At 46.1% G+C, this 17,375-nt stretch carries 13 protein-coding genes; 4 read left to right on the forward strand and 9 right to left on the reverse strand.

Annotated features, from left to right (window positions below; translation table 11 throughout):
* From L0156_29950 to L0156_29960, 3 genes are all read right to left on the reverse strand, one after another.
* Positions 1 to 911: sulfatase-like hydrolase/transferase (locus L0156_29950; protein ID MCI0607226.1), on the reverse strand; the 911-nt coding region annotated here is incomplete at its 3' end.
* Positions 912 to 932: 21 nt separating this feature from the next.
* Positions 933 to 2,915 (reverse strand): sulfatase-like hydrolase/transferase, encoded by a 1,983-nt coding sequence (locus L0156_29955; GenBank protein MCI0607227.1) that lies wholly within the window; start codon positions 2,913 to 2,915, stop codon positions 933 to 935.
* Entirely contained in the window at positions 2,912 to 4,636 is a 1,725-nt protein-coding gene (locus tag L0156_29960; protein MCI0607228.1) for a carbamoyltransferase, read from the reverse strand. Before L0156_29960 ends, L0156_29955 begins: the two co-directional genes overlap by 4 nt.
* Positions 4,637 to 4,765: 129 nt before the next feature.
* On the opposite strand from L0156_29960, the gene L0156_29965 reads away from it, so the two are divergent.
* Positions 4,766 to 6,118, forward strand: coding sequence for a sulfatase-like hydrolase/transferase (locus tag L0156_29965; GenBank protein ID MCI0607229.1), 1,353 nt, complete (start codon positions 4,766 to 4,768; stop codon positions 6,116 to 6,118).
* A gap of 28 nt (positions 6,119 to 6,146) precedes the next feature.
* Here the strand turns inward: L0156_29965 and L0156_29970 are convergent, their stop codons facing one another.
* The 6 genes from L0156_29970 to L0156_29995 form a co-directional block, all read right to left on the reverse strand.
* Positions 6,147 to 8,168 (reverse strand): sulfatase, encoded by a 2,022-nt coding sequence (locus L0156_29970; GenBank protein MCI0607230.1) that lies wholly within the window; start codon positions 8,166 to 8,168, stop codon positions 6,147 to 6,149.
* On the reverse strand, positions 8,165 to 9,814 hold the full coding sequence (locus L0156_29975) for a glycosyltransferase family 39 protein (GenBank protein ID MCI0607231.1): 1,650 nt from the start codon (positions 9,812 to 9,814) through the stop codon (positions 8,165 to 8,167). The genes L0156_29970 and L0156_29975 overlap by 4 nt, the downstream gene beginning before the upstream one ends.
* Positions 9,815 to 9,983: 169 nt before the next feature.
* Positions 9,984 to 10,823 (reverse strand): sulfotransferase, encoded by an 840-nt coding sequence (locus tag L0156_29980; GenBank protein ID MCI0607232.1) that lies wholly within the window; start codon positions 10,821 to 10,823, stop codon positions 9,984 to 9,986.
* A 352-nt stretch (positions 10,824 to 11,175) separates the two neighbouring features.
* Positions 11,176 to 11,406 (reverse strand): hypothetical protein, encoded by a 231-nt coding sequence (locus L0156_29985; GenBank protein ID MCI0607233.1) that lies wholly within the window; start codon positions 11,404 to 11,406, stop codon positions 11,176 to 11,178.
* A 175-nt stretch (positions 11,407 to 11,581) separates the two neighbouring features.
* Entirely contained in the window at positions 11,582 to 12,583 is a 1,002-nt protein-coding gene (locus tag L0156_29990; protein ID MCI0607234.1) for a sulfotransferase, read from the reverse strand.
* A gap of 4 nt (positions 12,584 to 12,587) precedes the next feature.
* On the reverse strand, positions 12,588 to 13,868 hold the full coding sequence (locus tag L0156_29995) for a polysaccharide ABC transporter ATP-binding protein (GenBank protein ID MCI0607235.1): 1,281 nt from the start codon (positions 13,866 to 13,868) through the stop codon (positions 12,588 to 12,590).
* Positions 13,869 to 14,315: 447 nt separating this feature from the next.
* Between L0156_29995 and L0156_30000 the strand changes: the two genes are divergently transcribed.
* The 3 genes from L0156_30000 to L0156_30010 are packed head-to-tail and all read left to right on the forward strand — an operon-like array spanning position 14,316 to position 17,375.
* Positions 14,316 to 15,731, forward strand: a complete 1,416-nt coding sequence (locus tag L0156_30000; protein MCI0607236.1) for a hypothetical protein — start codon at positions 14,316 to 14,318, stop codon at positions 15,729 to 15,731.
* A 10-nt stretch (positions 15,732 to 15,741) separates the two neighbouring features.
* The gene (locus L0156_30005; GenBank protein ID MCI0607237.1) at positions 15,742 to 16,410 is read left to right on the forward strand and encodes a class I SAM-dependent methyltransferase; all 669 of its coding nucleotides are present in this window, start codon (positions 15,742 to 15,744) and stop codon (positions 16,408 to 16,410) included.
* On the forward strand, positions 16,407 to 17,375 hold the full coding sequence (locus L0156_30010) for a glycosyltransferase (protein ID MCI0607238.1): 969 nt from the start codon (positions 16,407 to 16,409) through the stop codon (positions 17,373 to 17,375). The genes L0156_30005 and L0156_30010 overlap by 4 nt, the downstream gene beginning before the upstream one ends.

Here is a 17,375-nt window from a genome sequence, read left to right on the forward strand (position 1 = left end):
GCGGAACGTACTTCCGTTGCAAGATGAACCAGAGGGGATACACCGGTCATAATGGAACTGATAGCAGGAAGAGTCCATGGCCCTTCAGAAACGGCATTCTGGAACAAAACCCCGTCTTTCGCCAGCTGGTCAATGTTGGATGTAGGCCGAGTATTCTTGTTGTAGGCTGAGATAGCATCGAAACGCAGCGTATCAACAGTAATCAGCAAAACATGCTTAATTTTATGAGTCTTTCGGCTTTTGTTTAGAGCAGACCTTTGGGAAGATTGAAACCTGACAACAATGGGACATAGGAAGACCAGCGCTGCTAGAAAATAGAGACTGCGTACTGGAAAAGTGGTCTTGCGAAAGCGGTGGAAGATCCAGATTGTGAACAAGAGTAGCGCAAGGGTAACCGGGAGCTGGATTCGTCTTTCTAACGTAGTCACGGTAAGAAAAATCTCTCCCATCAGAAAAGGAAAGGCAATGGCAAAAGCTGCGATTGCCGGCATCGGCTCGGACCTCTTTAGAAAGTGTTCAACGGTGAAGTAGACCGAAATGGAAGCGATAAGAATCAAGAGATATGAAAGACTGAGTTGAAACAGTTTTGGTTCTATATAAGCAGTGATCGATAACCATAAGGACATCACAAGGAAACCAAAACCGACCAAAAATGCGAGAGAAACAGCTAATGCCACTCTCTGCAGCTTGAAAACTCGTATGAGGATCTGTCCGATGCTGTAATACGAGATCATATAGACAGCGAAAACAACACCCGTTGTCAGCGCAAGCGGTGTAAGAAAAATAGAAGTCTCAGGATTTTTTTGACCAGTTCGATTCAACGAGAGAAGGACATCCCAAAAACCGACAGAAATACTTAAACTCATGCCGATGAGAAGCGGAGAGAAACGAAAGCCATGACCATTTGTCATGCGCTGAATCCTATCATAGTGCTATTGTATATACCCTAAGGAACGAAGCATTTCCTCGGTTTCCTGATCCAGCTTTTTCTTTTGAGGAATGCTGATACGATGCCGCGCTTGCAGGCGAGCAGCTGATTTCAAATTCTCCTCAAATAGATTGCGCCCTGCCTGCAGCTGTTCAGAAGAATCAGTATCAACCGGAATCTGTTCTTGAGGATCAACCACCAAATCAAAGAGTTCCTCACGATCCGTGATGAGGTCCCTGACATACTTCGTCCCCGCATACTGGACCGATACTTTATCACCATAAAACAGCAATCCCCCGCCAACAACCGGTTCTTCCGGAACGGAACCGGCCGATGCCAGCAATTTCGAAAAAGAACCGGAAGAAAAGAGATCCGGGTTGAATCTGATTCCGCAAAGTTCCAAAATGGTGGGAAGCAGCGCTGTAGTTGCTACACTTTGCGTAATCTTCCCCTTGAAAGGTGATCCGGGCATTTTAACTACGAGAGGAACTCTTAGAAGCTCATTGTACAGAGTATGCGCGTGGGCAAAACTATCATGCTCCCAAAATTCTTCTCCGTGATCGCTGGTTAGGATAATCAAAGACTGGTCGTACACGCCTTTTAGTTTCATCGTATTCATCAGCTGACCAATCTGTTCATCAACGTAACGAACTTCGCCTAAATACAGTTCCTTGATCCAAAGGCGCTCATTCTTGTCCGGCACGAAAAAGCCTAACCGGATATTTTGTATGAATGAATTTTGAAATTTTTTCCCAATCCTTCTGGGAGCGGCTTCCGGTGGTTGAAACCGCGCGGGAGGAGCATAAGGCATATGAGGATCAAAGTAGTGAAGCCAGAAAAAAAAGTGTTTGTTACTGTTCTCGTTCATCCACCTTTCCGCCAGTCTTGTCAAGTCCGAAGTGGAAGCGTCGGTACTTCCGGACTGAGAAAGCAAAGTATTTAGCAAGAATCCTCCCAGACCCTCGATCCTTGTCCTGGGAAAGAAATCATAAGTCACAAACCCACGTGAAAGTTTCTCAACCAGATTTAGATTTCTGCCGATTGCTGAAGTATAAAATCCTGCCCTGCTCATAAATTCGGCAAGTGTGGGGAGTTCAGGAGGCACCTGTGAATCCACCTGGACAGCGCGATGCACCAAAGGAGAAACACCTGTCATGATGGATGTAATTGCTGGAAGAGTCCAGGGAGATTCCGAAAATCCATTTTCAAAAAGAACGCCGTCTGCCGCAAGACGATAGATGTTCGGTGTGTTTTTAGCAGAAACAGCGTCCGCTCGAAGAGTATCGATCGTGATCAGCACGATTTGTTTGATCTTCTGATTTGCGTGTTGCTCTGGAACACTTTTTCTTTTCGGTTCGCGGACCAGCAATAAGGAGAGAAAGAAACCAGCGAAAATCATTGCTGTAAAACAGTACAAGGAGCGTTCAGGCAACTTCGTTTCGCGGAACCGGTAAAGCACGCCAAGAGTCAAGAGTATGATCAAAGAAGCGGCAAGAATAAGAGGTGATCGACCCAATTGTTCCGCTTTCATCACCAACCTCATTACAAGCAACTCCATCAGCACCAGTGGAACAACGATTGCAAAAACTCTTGCGCGATTACGATTTACGTCGTTCTGTAGAATTCTTTGAGACGCGAAATAAACGGCTATGGAGCCGACCAGCACAATAAGGATAGGAACGATCAGTTGGAACGAATTGAGTCCCAGCGAACCTGGAATTGACAGACGCAACGAAGCAAGTAAAAGCGCCGGGCCCAGCAATAAAGCCAGGGAAACAGAAACAGCTTCGGCTTTCAAATTAATAAATCTGATGAAGATCAGGCCAAGTGTGTAATAAGAAACCATGTAGATCAGGAAAACAAAAATTGATGTTGTGACGATCGGCAAGAATGTATTCAGGCCGAAAACGTTGCGACTATCAGGCAAGCCAAGGTGCGCATCGATCAGCCCAACGGACAGGGCCAGGATGATGCCCTTTTTTATCATGAGGCAGGGTTACTGGCGGTCTTGGTAATGCGCACGTTTCCAAGGTAAAGGACCTCAAGGGCACAGGTAAAGAATGTGCGAAGAGCATCTTCCGGAGAGCAAACAATTGGTTCGCCATTCAAATTAAAGCTTGTATTCAGTACAATGGGAACACCTGTCAACCGCTCAAATTCCTGTATAAGGGCATAGTATCGCGGCGCTGAATCACGATCAACTGATTGTAATCGGCCTGATCCATCCACATGAACCACGGCAGGAACGAGTTCCCGTTTCTCAGGCCGAAACATCAATGCGCGTTCCATGAAAGGCACTTTAGTGCCGGGAGAACATTCAAACCAGTCGTACACTTTTTCTTCCAGAATTGCCGGTGCAAAAGGTCGAAAAGCTTCGCGGAACTTGATCGCGGCGTTCACAACTTGCCGGCCATCCTTGCGGCGAGGATCAAGTAAAATCGATCGATTTCCAAGCGCGCGCTGACCGAACTCCATTCGTCCTTGAAACCAGCCGATGATTTTTCCGTCCACCAGGTCTCTTGCAGCTCGCTTCGCCGGATCCTGTACGACTTCTGCTGCTGAAATCTTGAACCTGTGCGCAATATCCAAACAACTTGCATCGGACCATTCAGGTCCCCAGAAGTTATCCTTCATTTCCTCGATAGGGCGGCTCTTTGTCCTTTGTGCATGCAACCATAGACCTGCTCCAACAGCAGTTCCGGAATCATCGGGACAACTCGTGATAAAACTTTCGGTGAAAGGAGTGACAGATGCGATCTTTCCGTTGTATACACAATTCATAAAGCAACCGCCTGTGGCTACGAGCTTGTTCATTCGCGTGCGCTTATGAAGCGCGAGTAGTATCCTTGTGACCGACTCTTCAAAAACACGCTGCATGGCCGCCGCAATTCTTTCATGCCGTTCCGTAATCGGTTCTTCCTTCATTCTGGGTGCCCCGAATTGACGCACAAACTTATCGGAATACATCCTGCGATCAAAAAAGTTATGGTATTCAAAATAATCCAGCGACATTTCAAATGTGCCGTCATCCAAAATTCGAATGAGCTCGCTCATGGGCGAATGATACTCGTTATCACCGCTGGCATAGGATGCTAAAGCCATGACTTTCCATTCATCTGAATCCGGTTGGAAACCAAGAAATTGTGTTACAGCGCCGTAGAAAAGTCCAAGCGAATGCGGGAATCGCATGTCGGAAAATTTCTCAATTTCCGTTCCCCTGCCTGCAGCGAGCAATCCGGTGTCCCGTTCTGCGCGGCCATCCAGAACAAGAATCGCTGCGTTTTCATAAGGGCTTAAAAAGAACGCGTTGCCTATATGCGCATCGTAATGGTTGATGAAAGTGATCGGAGGACAGTTTTGCGCAGCTCCAGTGATCGTCAGCTCGTTTGCCGCGGGTGTTCCCATCAGTTGCATAAATCTCGCGGGAACCTGCATCAGATGCTCGGTTCGCCATCTGCGGGCGGTAATGTATCCCGGCAGAATCGTTTCCAGCTCGATGCCCGGGTTCCAAGCCACGGCTATCTCATCAATGTCGTTCATTGTCATTCCTGCAAACTGCAAACATCGCTGGATAGCCAGTGTAGGAAACACTTTGCTCTGTTTCTTTCGATCCAGCCGCTCTTCCGGAATCGCGCAGACCACCCTGCCATTGCCCACAATAGCAGCAGAGCAAATGAAAACATCGTGACAGATCCCGAGTATGTTCATGGTTACTTTCGGCCGAACAAGACTGATGAGTTTACACCAACGTATAAATTCGAATCAACCGGTACTCTACGATATTAGTAGAGTCGCAACGCTGATTTTTTTCTGGCCTGAGCGTATTATAAGAATCTTATGAAGTGTAATTGGAAGGTATGTCACCTAATTTTTCTATTTCTGTTCTTAGGTTCGATCCTTTCGGCAGCGGAGGCGAGGAAGCCGAATATTTTATTCATTTTGACCGATGATCAACGCTGGGACACTCTGGGGTGTTATGGCAATGACGTCATACGAACGCCGAATCTGGACAAGCTGGCTGCGCAGGGAGCCAGACTCGACGCCTTCTACGTCGCTCAACCGCTTTGCTGTCCCAGTAGAGCGACCTTTTTGACCGGACTTTATCCGCACCAGACGGGTATTTATACGAACGAAAAGGGAGGCGCTGATCTCCCCAAGGGATCAAAAACTGTTGCCCATTATCTAAATGAAGCAGGTTATAAAACAGGGTTCGTTGGTAAAGCCCACATTGGTGGTGATCCGCGCAAATGGGGTTTTCAGACTTGTCCGGTTTTTCTACCGGGAGGGTCCTCGCCCCACAAAAAACCCGACCTTGTTTATGTCCAAAGAGAAAAAGTACCAGGCTATATCACGACGATCTTTGCTGATGCCGCAATTAACTTTATTGAGTCAAACAAATCACAGCCCTGGTTTCTTTGGCTGGCAACGACAGCACCCCATACACCCTACATTGACGATCCTAAGTACGCCTACGACCCTGCAAAGCTGAAACCTCCGCCAGGCTGGCCTCACCCGTTCAAATTTGAGCCGGAAATCTGGAAAAAATATTACGCCACGATCACGATGATGGATGCTGAAGTTGGACGAGTTTTATTAAAAATCCAACAACTCGCGCTAACGGATCAAACCTTTGTTTTGATGGCGAGCGACAACGGCTACATGTTTGACAGCCATGGCGTTGATAGCAAAAACACCTGGTTTGAAGGATCAGCGCGTGTTCCGGCGGTCGCCCGGTGGCCAAACCACATAAAAAGTGGCAGCAAAATCTCACATCCAATTTCCAGCGTTGATTTGCTTCCGACTTTAGTGGAAATCGCCGGCGGACAACCACCAAAGAACCTTGAAGGCGTCAGCATGATTCCTTCCCTAACGAACAGAAATCCTATGCGTACAGAAATTTTCAGTGAATCCTCCAGATGGAAAATGATCAGAAAAGAATCATGGAAATACGTAATCGCTTCTAGTGGAAAGGAGCACCTATATAACCTGAAAGAAGATCCATTTGAACTGAAGGATTTGGTAAAACGAGGACTTGGCCCCCCGGCCCTGTCACAACTAGGCAGAGCAATGGAAAATTGGCTTAAACAGACGCCCTCTATACCGGGCGCGCGTATAAACAAAAAGGAAGAAGAAAAGGAGAACAAGAAGAACAAGAAGAAGCAAACGGAAGAAACTGAAACAGAGGACTAACTTGCCACGCGGAGTAGTCCTTCAGGCGTTATTGCACGTATCCGAGAGATCGAAGCATTTCCAGGTCCCCCGGCGCTAATTCTCTTTCCATCGGTCCCATAATTTTGTACCGAGACTGCAATTTTCGCGCAGCATTCTGGTTCTGTTCGAAAAGGCTTCGTGCTTCCCTTAGTTTTTCGGACTCACTCCTAGCGATTGAAAACTGTTCAGCCGGATCCTTTACCAGATCGTAGAGTTCCTCGCGATTCGCAACAGGAGTTTGAATATACTTAATACCGCCTAATTGTAGAGACCTCTTCTCCTCGTAATACAAAAGCCCCGCACTTACAACAGGGCCGGGATTAATAGGAAGCAGATCTGGATTCCAAAGAGACGCAAGCGACGTCGAAGAGAAAGAATTCGGCGCAGAGCTTATATTGCAAAGTTCCAATATGGTTGGGACCACGGCCGAGGGGGCGACCAGCTGATCGATTCTACTCTTGTGAAGAGAACCGGGCAGCTTAATCACAAGCGGAACCTGAAGCACCTCGTTATAAACCGTGTGACCATGCTCAAAACTGCCATGTTCCCAAAACTCTTCACCATGATCGCTCGTGAGCAGGATTAAGGATTCTTCGTACAGTTGATTTTCTTTTAGAAAATTGATTAGTTTTCCCACTTCATCATCAACATATTGGACCTCGGCTAAGTAGAGTTCTTTAATCCAATCTCTTTCGCTTTTTGTCGGGACGAAGAAACCGGACCGCGTTCCCCTGATAACCGACGTCTGGCACTTTTTCCCGATCCGGGATGAAGGGCTCTTCGACAAAAGGAAACGCTCCGGCGGAGAATACGGCAGATGTGGATCGAAGTAATGCAACCACAAAAAAAAATCCTGTTTCCGGTTATTTGAAATCAACGCGCTTGCCATTTTAGTTAGCTCGGATGTTGAGACGTCGGTTCGTTGGGATTTGGGAAAAAAGCGATGCAATACATACCCTCCGACGCCACTGATTCTTGATTTTGGGAAAAAATTGTAAAACTGAAATCCCCGGAAGTGATTGGTGACGAGATGTGGATTCCGTCCGATAGCAGCAGTCTTGAAGCCAGCCTTTTTCAAGTACTCAGGTAACGTTGGAAGTCCAGATGGAAACTGAGAGTTTACTTCAGTAGTTAGATGAACCAGCGGGGAAACTCCTGTCATAATGGAACTGACAGCGGGAAGAGTCCAGGGTGCTTCTGAAATCGCATTCTGAAACAACATTCCATCTTCCGCCAGCCTGTCAATGTTCGGTGTTGCCCGGGTCCTGTTGTTATAAGCGGACACAGCATCTGCTCTGAGTGTGTCCACGGTAATCAGAATGATGCGCTGGATTTTGTGCTTCACTGAATCATTCCTCGCAGCTTTTTCAGACCCAGAATCGCCTTGGAAGCGTATTATGAGAGGCACGATAAAAATGAGTGCCGCTAGAAAATAAAGACACCACTGAGGAAACCTTGTTTCGGACAATCGATGAAAGATCCATAGAGTTAAACAGAAAAAAAGAAAGCCGATCGGAAAAAACATTCGCCCTTCTATGAATAAACCTGCAAGAACCGTTTCTGCCATCAAGAATGGGAATGTAATAGCAAAGATTCTAATTCTGAGCGGATGCTTTGGCCTTTGCGAAAAGGATTCAGATGCGAAATACGTGGCAACGGAAGCGATCACAATAATCAGAACGGGAAGACTGAGTTGAAACGGATCGAGACCGAGAGAACCGGGAATTGATAAACGCAATGAAACCAGCAGTGCCACGGGGCCAACGAAGATAGCCAAAGAGGCTTTTACACCGTCCGCTGACAATTTGAGGATTCGTACGAGTATCTGTCCTGGACCATAGTAAGCAAACACATAAGTAAAAAACACAAAGGCCGTGGTTAAAGCCAGAGGAACAATAAAGCTCGCCACCACTTGACCTGTTCGACTTCCTCGCTCCAACAAAAAAAGAACATCCCAAAAACCAATAGAAATACTTAATATCAGACCCACATCAAGAACTGATAAACGGGATTTAGAAGCGTTGTTCATTGCGTTACCTTGTAAACGCGAAAACCTTTGTTTTCATAAACCAGGGGGAAATTCAAACTGGAATCAGAATATGCCACGACGTAAGCCTCCTGTCCCATTTCCCGCGCTATGTTGCGGAAGTCATTCTCGTGTAGACTTTTGAAGCCTTTTTCCTTTTGAGTTTTGTCATCGTATTGAAGAATTTTCATGCGTCTCAACCATTCATATCCATAATCGGGATTCAACTGCGAAAGGTATCCATCCTTCCAGTCTGCGTACACCGGTCGTTCCGATTCAATTCGAAGTCCCCATATCTGAGGTGGCACGATCAGGAGGTCATCGGTTTCCGTTTGTTCTTTGAGCCACTGCTGGACCTTGATTTTCGGGCTGTCCCCGTTTTCAATCGAGAAACTGGAGTCCAGCGTCTTAAACGCCGGAACGCTAAAAACAATTGTAATCAGCAGGATTGCAACGGTTGTGAAAGCAGTTTGAGGCGGTCTGTTTCTCATTTGTTCATACACCAGATAGGCCAGCGTCAAAAAAATGATTGCAAGAAAAGTAAAGGTTCTAAGAAACGGAGTGAACACGAAAAAGAGCGCGGCTGAGAGTAAAGCGGCTCCGATTTTCTCGAGAGTGGAATTGGATTGCACCATTGTTTTCACGAAAAAGTTCGCGTAGTACATAAGGATGAAAAAGACGAGCAAGGAAAAACTTCTGAAAAGTTGAAGCTGCACGATAATAGAGACCGGAAACAATTCCACGAAAATCGTTCCCGCTGCCATCATCAACACAGTGGCTGCAGTAAATGCCACAACGGCGCGATGCTGCGTGTTTTCTGGTTTGTGCTTCCAGCAAATCGGGAATACTACGAGTCTGGATGCGGCTTGTAAAAACAAAAGTGAATTCCATGAAAACGGAAAATGATGGTTCGGAACACGAAGCCGGAGAACAGTAAGCCACCGCGGATCAGCATAGAACAATCTGGAAGATTCGGGTGAATACAGGATCTTCCAGACGATTACGGGCGAAGAAACACAGAGGAAAACCAGAATGCTCTTGAACAGCGTTGCGTAGCGGATATCCGAAAAGAGAGCAATCGTGGCCGCAGCAATCATGAACAGCGCGTAACAGGCAGTCAGCGGATGGACATTAAAAGCAATGCCAAGCAGACAGGCCGTAATCAAATATCGTTTCCGTAGGAATGCATAAAACGCAAAAAGGACCACAGCGGTACAAGCGGTCCGCGTTATAAGAATATTCTCCAGAACTGGAGTATCTGCTAAATACCCACGGTAAAAAAGCAACAGAAATAAGCTCAGACAAGCCACATCATGTCGTTGAAATAATGCATGCGCAATCAAATAAGTGGCGAGAAAAATCAAAAACAGATTGACGAAGTACAAACCGAAAAAGAGGCTGGAAAGTTGCATTCTCACTGCTTTCCAGAGCCAGGCAACTCCGTACCATAAAAACGTGTAGTAGTATGTGCGCTGCTCAACATGAAGATCGTTAGGATACAACTCCGGATGCGCAATGTCCTTTACGAAGGGGATAACGGTCGCGTGATCACCTGATCCGAAGCGGTATCCGTTCACAAAAAGCACCGAACAAATTGTAAAAAGAAGAACAATACCGGCTACACTCAAACAAAGTTTTGTCTGTTTCATGGTTCAATCTTCATCATGGCGTGGCATGAATGGAACAAGACTCTCAATAGGTCGCTGAATGCCACAACAGAAGTCAGAAGTTGTCGAATGTTACCTTGGATCACTGCTCATTGAACCAAGCCAACGTTCAGCCTCTCTGAGCCAATCGATCGCGTATCTTCCAACAAGTTCACTGAGCTTCTTGATCTCCGGATGGTACTTTTCCGACAGATAAGCCCCTGATCTCCATCGGCACCTCGATCGACTCTGAGAAGTTGACCTTCTCGCTCAACTTTCTCTCGGGAGTCGTTATCGGCTGAACACCCAGAAAATCGAACACGTCAGACAAGAGCTTCTGCGGATTCCCGACAAGCTCATCATAGAACCCGATAAACAATTGCGCTTCGGAAAAGACGGAAGACCAGACGTCGATCATTCGAACGTAGTCGCCGCGGAGAGACTGTTTGGGGCTGTCAATAAAGGCTTTGATCTGATCCAGGTCGTCGATGTCCCGAAAGCGTTCGCGCGTCCAGTCGAAGCGAATCTGAGACCAGGCACGGTCAATGGGGTTCCGCAACAGGAGGATGATCTTCAGGGATGGGAACAGCATCTTGATGTGTGCGACATCTTCGGCCTGAAGAATGGAGTAAGATGGCGTGATCTCTCCCTTGACTAGGCCTTCCCCCTCTTTAAAGAGGGAGCGATACCAGTTATCGTCGTAGGTGCCGAAATAGTATCGGCTCATCCACCGCAACCTCCGCACGCTGTGCCGCTTGATCGACCTGCCGATATGTCCCCACATCAATGTCCGGAAATGCTTGTGATAAATCTCTTTTCCAAATAGACGGTCTCTAAGATACTTCTCCGAGAGATGGCTAGGAGACGGATATGTTGTCGCGCGACTGAAGTAGTGGAGCTCTTTAATTGGCGGCATCCAGATCGCGGGATGCTGTCGTAGTTTCCTCCAAAGCCAGGTGGTGCCGGCCCTTTGTACGCCAATACCCAAAAAGTCTACGATGGGGTGTTTCATTCATTCCTATGTTTCAGAAGACTCATTGACTTGAAAGCCGACAGGTTTGCAAATGGATTTTTGATTTGTGGACCTCTGCACCATGGGTAACGAAGAAATTCCGAAGTTTTTCATCGTAATACATATCATATTTGTTTTTTACTGCGCTTCCGCCTTCTGTTAAATGATTCTTTGCTAAATCTCGAGAAAAGAAAAACCATTCATCCACTCCCCACATACTTTCCTTCTTAGGGTTGGTAAAAAAAACGAGAAGTCCGGTTACTAGGTCATAATTCAGAAACCAAAATCCGGCAAAGGCTCATTTGCCTGTATCCGGTATTCGTAAAAATTGACGCCAAGAAGAGATCTAATATCATGGTACATAGGTACGTTGAACGTCGACTCCTGTTGCCTCATGACCATAATAATTACAGACGTAAGCGAAATAACCGCAACCAGCTCCAAGATCTAAAACACGTTTAGGGGACGCTCTGTGCAATCCGAGTATTCGCGCGTGACTAACTGCAATTTCCATTCGTTCTGTAATATTCCAGTGTTTGCTCTTCTCAAACAGAGTACCCCGGTGTTTCGATCTTAGTTTCATAAACTCATTCATATCTATTCTCTTCAGAACAGCTTTCGTATCGTAACGCCTTACAAGACTACTGAGTAACCCCATCGATATACCGATTGCTCCTTTCCCAGTCAACAGCACCCGGATCGTGACTGTGGCTTTAGATCACAATTAACAAAATGATGCATCGAAGAACATTGGATGATCATCTTTTAGGCTTCCACCAGGAATGAAATAAATATCGCATAAAATATTTCTTCCATTCCTTTTTTAGTATAGGTGAGTATTCCAAAAATATTTGACTCAATGCCCTCAGACTCACTCGCCGTGTCACGGGCTTATAGCCCATCTCCAGCATTCTTTGTCTGTTGAGCGTTTCGATAGCGTGAATTTGGGCAGCATCTAATTCATTTCTCCAGTTGTTCACGCGACTTTCGTCGACTGCCTCCAGAGTTTTCTGTTCCCATTTCAAAACGAAATCGGCAACGAGTTGTTTTTCCTTGTTGAACCGATAGAACTCAAGCATCGATTCATGAAAAGCGATACCAAGCCAGCGACATAACGCATTCAACACTTGTTCCGGATCGGACACGAGTCGCTCGTAAAAAAGAGTATAAACATGAGGATTGGCTTTCGTTTTTTCGAATACTTCGTATGCGAGGTGCCATTGCTGAGTTGCAAAGGGAAGGGGTGAATGCATTTTGCTCCAATAAGGTCGTGATACCTCATCCTCGTGAATCGCGACAAGAGATGCATAAATCGATCGAATATCGCGGATGATATGAATGAACTTCGCTGTGGGAAAGTCTTCCAAAATAGTATCAATATGACGCAAATAAGCAGGATTTTTGTCACCCCAAATTCGCGCATTTGGGAAAAACGTATCAAGGTACGTCCAATAGACTGTTGAAGCTGCTGCATGATAATTGAGAGGCGATATCTTTCTAAGATTCGCACGGACGCATTCCTTTTCTAATTGCCATTCCGTATTGAACTTGACTTCGCTGAATAGATCTTCTACAAACGAATCTATTTCGGATGTGAGATCTTTGAACTTTGAATATTTCTTTCGCAACCTTACCAAAAAAGGACTCTCCGGGGGAATGCAGATATCCGGGTGAGAAGTCAACATCAGTCGGAGCAATGTCGTTCCGGAACGAGCGCTGCCCACTATAAAGATGGGGCCGGCATCCATTCGCTCATTCATGTTCCTAATTCATTTCTACAAATTTATCCGACGAACATTCCCATTGACACAACAGTTGCACCAATCCCCTTCGAGCTTTCCCTTCCACATTGGTAATGGAAGCACCCGCCTCTATATCGACAATCAGAGCTCGGGAAACAACATCCGACCATACTCGGGAAGACCATAGAGAGACCGAGATTACATACCTTCTGGGCATGAAAATCGCCTTTGGAAAAAATACTCGGTAACGATAGAGTCCGGGATCTGCAGGATAGGGTACCTGGTGATCAATCGGAGCCGTCACAAATATTGGGCTGTCATGTGAGTCAGCTACGGCAATGCGCAACTTCTGCCCGGCATCATACTTAGGAACGATACATTGGATTTCTACTCCAACGTTGTCTGAGCTCGAGACTCTCGTTAACGGGACGCCATCATAGTCAATCATTGTAACGCGTTCAATGTAAGAGTGATCGGGCGGTGGCTCACTCCGAATCCACTCAAGCGTGGCTTTGTTATCCAGGCCAACGTAGCTGGAAATAACGTCTGCGGTTGGGCCAGTGTGACTCACCTGTCCTTGTTCAAGCAAAATGCACTTCTGACACAATCGCTCAACTGCCGCCATATCATGGCTAACAAAAAGAACCGTTCGCCCTTCCGATGAAATCCTTTGCATTGTCCCGATGCATTTTTTCTGAAAAGCAAGATCACCAACTGCTAAGACCTCATCCACCAATAAGATTTCCGCCTCAAGATGAGCGGCAACTGAAAATCCTAATCTGACCTTCATACCTGAAGAATAGTGTTTAAAAGGCGTATCAATAAATTTTTCAATCCCGGAAAATTGAACGATCTCATCAAATTTTCGGTCGACTTCCTTCTTAGCCATTCCGAGGATTGTCGCATTCAGATAGACATTCTCACGTCCTGTAAGCTCCAAATGAAACCCTGTACCCACTTCAAGGAGGCTTGCAACCCTGCCTTCCAGAATCGCCCTTCCTGATGTTGGTCTGGTAATCCGGGAGATGATTCTCAGTAAAGTGCTCTTTCCCGCGCCGTTTCTTCCTATGATTCCAACCACTTCGCCGTGTTTAACGTCGAAAGATACATTTCGCAACGCCCAAAGGACGTCATCAGAATCTCTGTCATGAAAGTGACTCAAACTACGAAGGGTTTTGAAATTAGAGATAGGAGATTTAATCCAGGACAGCACTGCTGAGCCGAACGTATCGTGTAGTTTTTCTTTCAACCCGATACGGTAAAGTTTGCTAATATTTTCAACCAGAATGGCACAATCGGACATGATAAATTCTTTCCTTGAAAACTTCATATTCTACCATTGACGGCGTTTGAAGTGATTACAAACTCCAAGGAAGAACAAGATTCTTAGTACGACAACAATAGCAGGAACAATATTGCTGATTCGGCTCGATGCCCGAATCCAAAAAACCGTATGGTATTATAAAGATTGATTTTAAGTAGAGTTGGCGTACCGGATATGACCAATTCTGTATGTAACTGAGAGAGCGGAGCTTTATTGAGTTATACATTTTGATATAGGTCGTGGATCCGCGTCTGAGTATCGGGGTTGTTGCGATACTTGAAGTGAGCACGACGAAGTTTCGACCACTTTTCTCGCAAACCAAAGCTTCGAACACCAGGTTTTGATCGACTTAAGACAGCCTGGTGCCCGCCGCAACTTTCCCGACGCTCCTGGTTTTCACCTAACACGACCGTACCTTTTCATCCAATGATTCCGAAAATTATTCACTATTGCTGGTTTGGAAATTCAAGTATCCCTCCCGATCAGGCTCGTTATATCGAGGGGTGGAAGGAGGTGATGCCTGATTTTGAGTTTAAGTTATGGGATGAAAGCAATAGTCCAATGGACATTCCCTACATGCGAACAGCAAAGTTACACCGGCACTGGGCAAACATGTCCAATTTTGCAAGACTGCACGCAATTTTTCTTCATGGAGGAATCTATCTCGACACGGATGTCGAAGTGCTGAAGAGATTTGACGATTTCCTGGACAAGAAATGCTTCCTTGGCTTTGAAAGCAAGTCTGAAGAAAAACGACTGGTCGTCAACAACGCTGTTTTCGGAGCACTACCCAAAGACCCCTTTGTTGGGGAATGCAAGGCTTACCTGCTTGCTAATTTCACTGGGGAAGAGCCGGCACACCTGTCCGCTCCAGGCCTGATCACAACCCTCTTGAAGAAGAAAGGATTGGCATTCTATGGTAACCAGGATCTGGATGGAGTTTCCCTCTTCAGGGCCGATTTCTTCTATCCGTACAAATGGAACGAAGAATTTTCTGAAGATTGCTTAACTGCCGATACATATGCAATTCACCGCTGGAATCAATCCTGGAGGGACTCCTTTTTATTGAAGCGAAAGAAAAAAGATATAAGAAAAGGCCGCTTTTCAAAACTGACGCCGCGAGCGGTTTCGATCTGGAGGGATTTCGGGATGGTGGGACTCCGGTTGTATCAAAAAAGGACAGTCCAGCTTGGTCCTTTCCGGGGGATGAAGTTCTTCACCACGCGAACGCGCCGTTCCAAACTATTTGCTAAACTGATCGGTTGTTACGAAGAAGCTTTGCACGAACTGATCTGGCATTTCTTGGATAACAATTATGAGAAGATCATAATCATCGGAAGCCGAGATGGTTACTACACAACCGGATTTGCGCGACTCATTCCAAATGCGAGAATTTTTGGATATGAACTGAATACGGTTGCTCTGGAATTTGCTCGCGCGAATGCAAACTCCAATCAGGTGGCCGACCGCGTATTTCTCCATCCTGAAAGGTATGATTCCCACATGTTGATGAATGAAGAACTCACAGGGAGATCTTTGTTGTTTTTCAATTCGGATAGCTCTGAGTTGGAGATCTTTACGGAGGATGCAGTCTCAGTCCTTGCAGATGCTGATCTGCTCATCCAGCTGAATGATTTCACAGATCCGGGAAAAAAACCCAAAATCATGAGATTGTTCAAGGATACGCATGAATTTCAATCGATTGTTCAAAAACGTCTGGCACCCGTTGTATCACACTTTCTGAACAGCCAGGCCGACACGCAGCGGGTGTTGAACTTGATTGACGAAGGGAAAGCCGAAAGAATCGAATGGCTGTTCCTAACAAGCAAGAAATTCACTTAGACGATTGAAAATGTTAAACCCTGTGAAAAGTTTAAAGCGTCGGCTGAGGCGCAAGATTGTGCGCAGTCATCTCGATTCCTTTATGTCAGATCATAGAACGAACGAGTGTGTGCTGGATTTGGGTTGTGGCGACTCACGCTATTCACGCTATTTTCCTAATCGGATAGGACTGGATCATTCTATGCAGGAAGGAGTGAATATTGTTGGAGACGCGCATCATCTCCCTTTTTCTTCTTCCTCATTCTCCATGATTCTAACAACCGAGATGCTGGAGCATGTTCACGACCCCCAACAAGTGATTGATGAGATCGAGAGAGTCCTGCGGCCGGGGGGTAAAGTTATTCTGACAACAAGGTTTGTCTTTCCGATTCATGAAGCACCTTTGGATTTTTATCGTTTTACAAAATATGGCCTGGCGCATCTCTTCCGGAAATGGGGAGAGATTGAAATTAGGCCTGAAACAAATCCGTTTGAAGGAATTGGTGTCCTTTTTCAAAGGATGGCGTATCAATCTGACTTCCGTGGCTCTAAGCTTATCTCTTATTCTTGTCTTCTTCTGGCGCGATTTGTTTCCATCCTGGACGTGCTGGTTACCAGACAATACGGGGATATCAAACGCAAATCCAGCGAAACGGAAATCATCACCAGTGGATATTATCTTGTAGCACACAAAGTATGAGTACTACACCGGAGACATCCAGCTTGCAGAATGGTATCAAAAAGGATAATCCCAGAGCGTCCGTAATTGTGGTAACTCGCAACCGTGCCGATTCATTGGAGAGGGCGTTGCGAGCCTTGCAAAAATTGGATTATCCCAACTATGAGATTCTGGTGGTGGATAATGACTCAAAAGATAATACTACGAGCGTTATAGAGCAGTATGGCGCGAAACGTGTTTTCAGTCCTTCCCGGTTTGGGATCGGTTACTGCCGGCGCAGAGGTGTGGAATCGGCGCAGGGAGAAATTATAGCGTTTTGTGACGACGATTGCGTTCCGGCTAGCGATTGGTTGAGCTGTTTTGTGGAACGCTTCAATCAGGAGCCGGATGTACATTTGTTAGGTGGGCAGGTGATTAACATTGGATTTCCTGATAAGGATGGTTATGGCGATGCCAAGCGCTATAAGGGAAGATCCAAGCTGAGCCGGAATGGAAGGCTCGTTTTTGTCGAAGATCCCAAAGATGCCGAATTCTTCGGAAATATGAACCTGGCCTTTCGAAAGAAGAGCGTTGTGAGTGTTGGAGGCTACGATCCTTTTTTCAACGTGATGGCAGAAATAGACTTGCAGGTACGCTTACGGAAGAATGGTTTTAAAATCTCATTTGAGCCCCGAGCAATATCGGAACATCATTACACCGGCGTTCATTTGAAGGGTAGGCATTTCTTCCATGGCCCACAGCTGGTTCGCTTGTATCTTTGTCTGAAACATTTTCGTCCCGAAAAAACCGGTGACTGGTTCAGATTTCTGGGATATGAAATCCGATTGCTTTCCCGCGATCTTCTCACTGTTTTAAGAAAGAGCGGTGGAGCCGTGTTAAAAGGCCAGTTCAGCAATCTACTTTCCGTTCCTGCGGAAGGATTAAGAGCAGTCAGCGCGCGACTCGCTATTCCCTGGCTTCTGTGGCGTGCAAGGTCGGCGAGGTGA

The sequence above is a fragment of the bacterium genome (assembly GCA_022616075.1).
Classification (GTDB): Bacteria; Acidobacteriota; HRBIN11; order JAKEFK01; family JAKEFK01; genus JAKEFK01.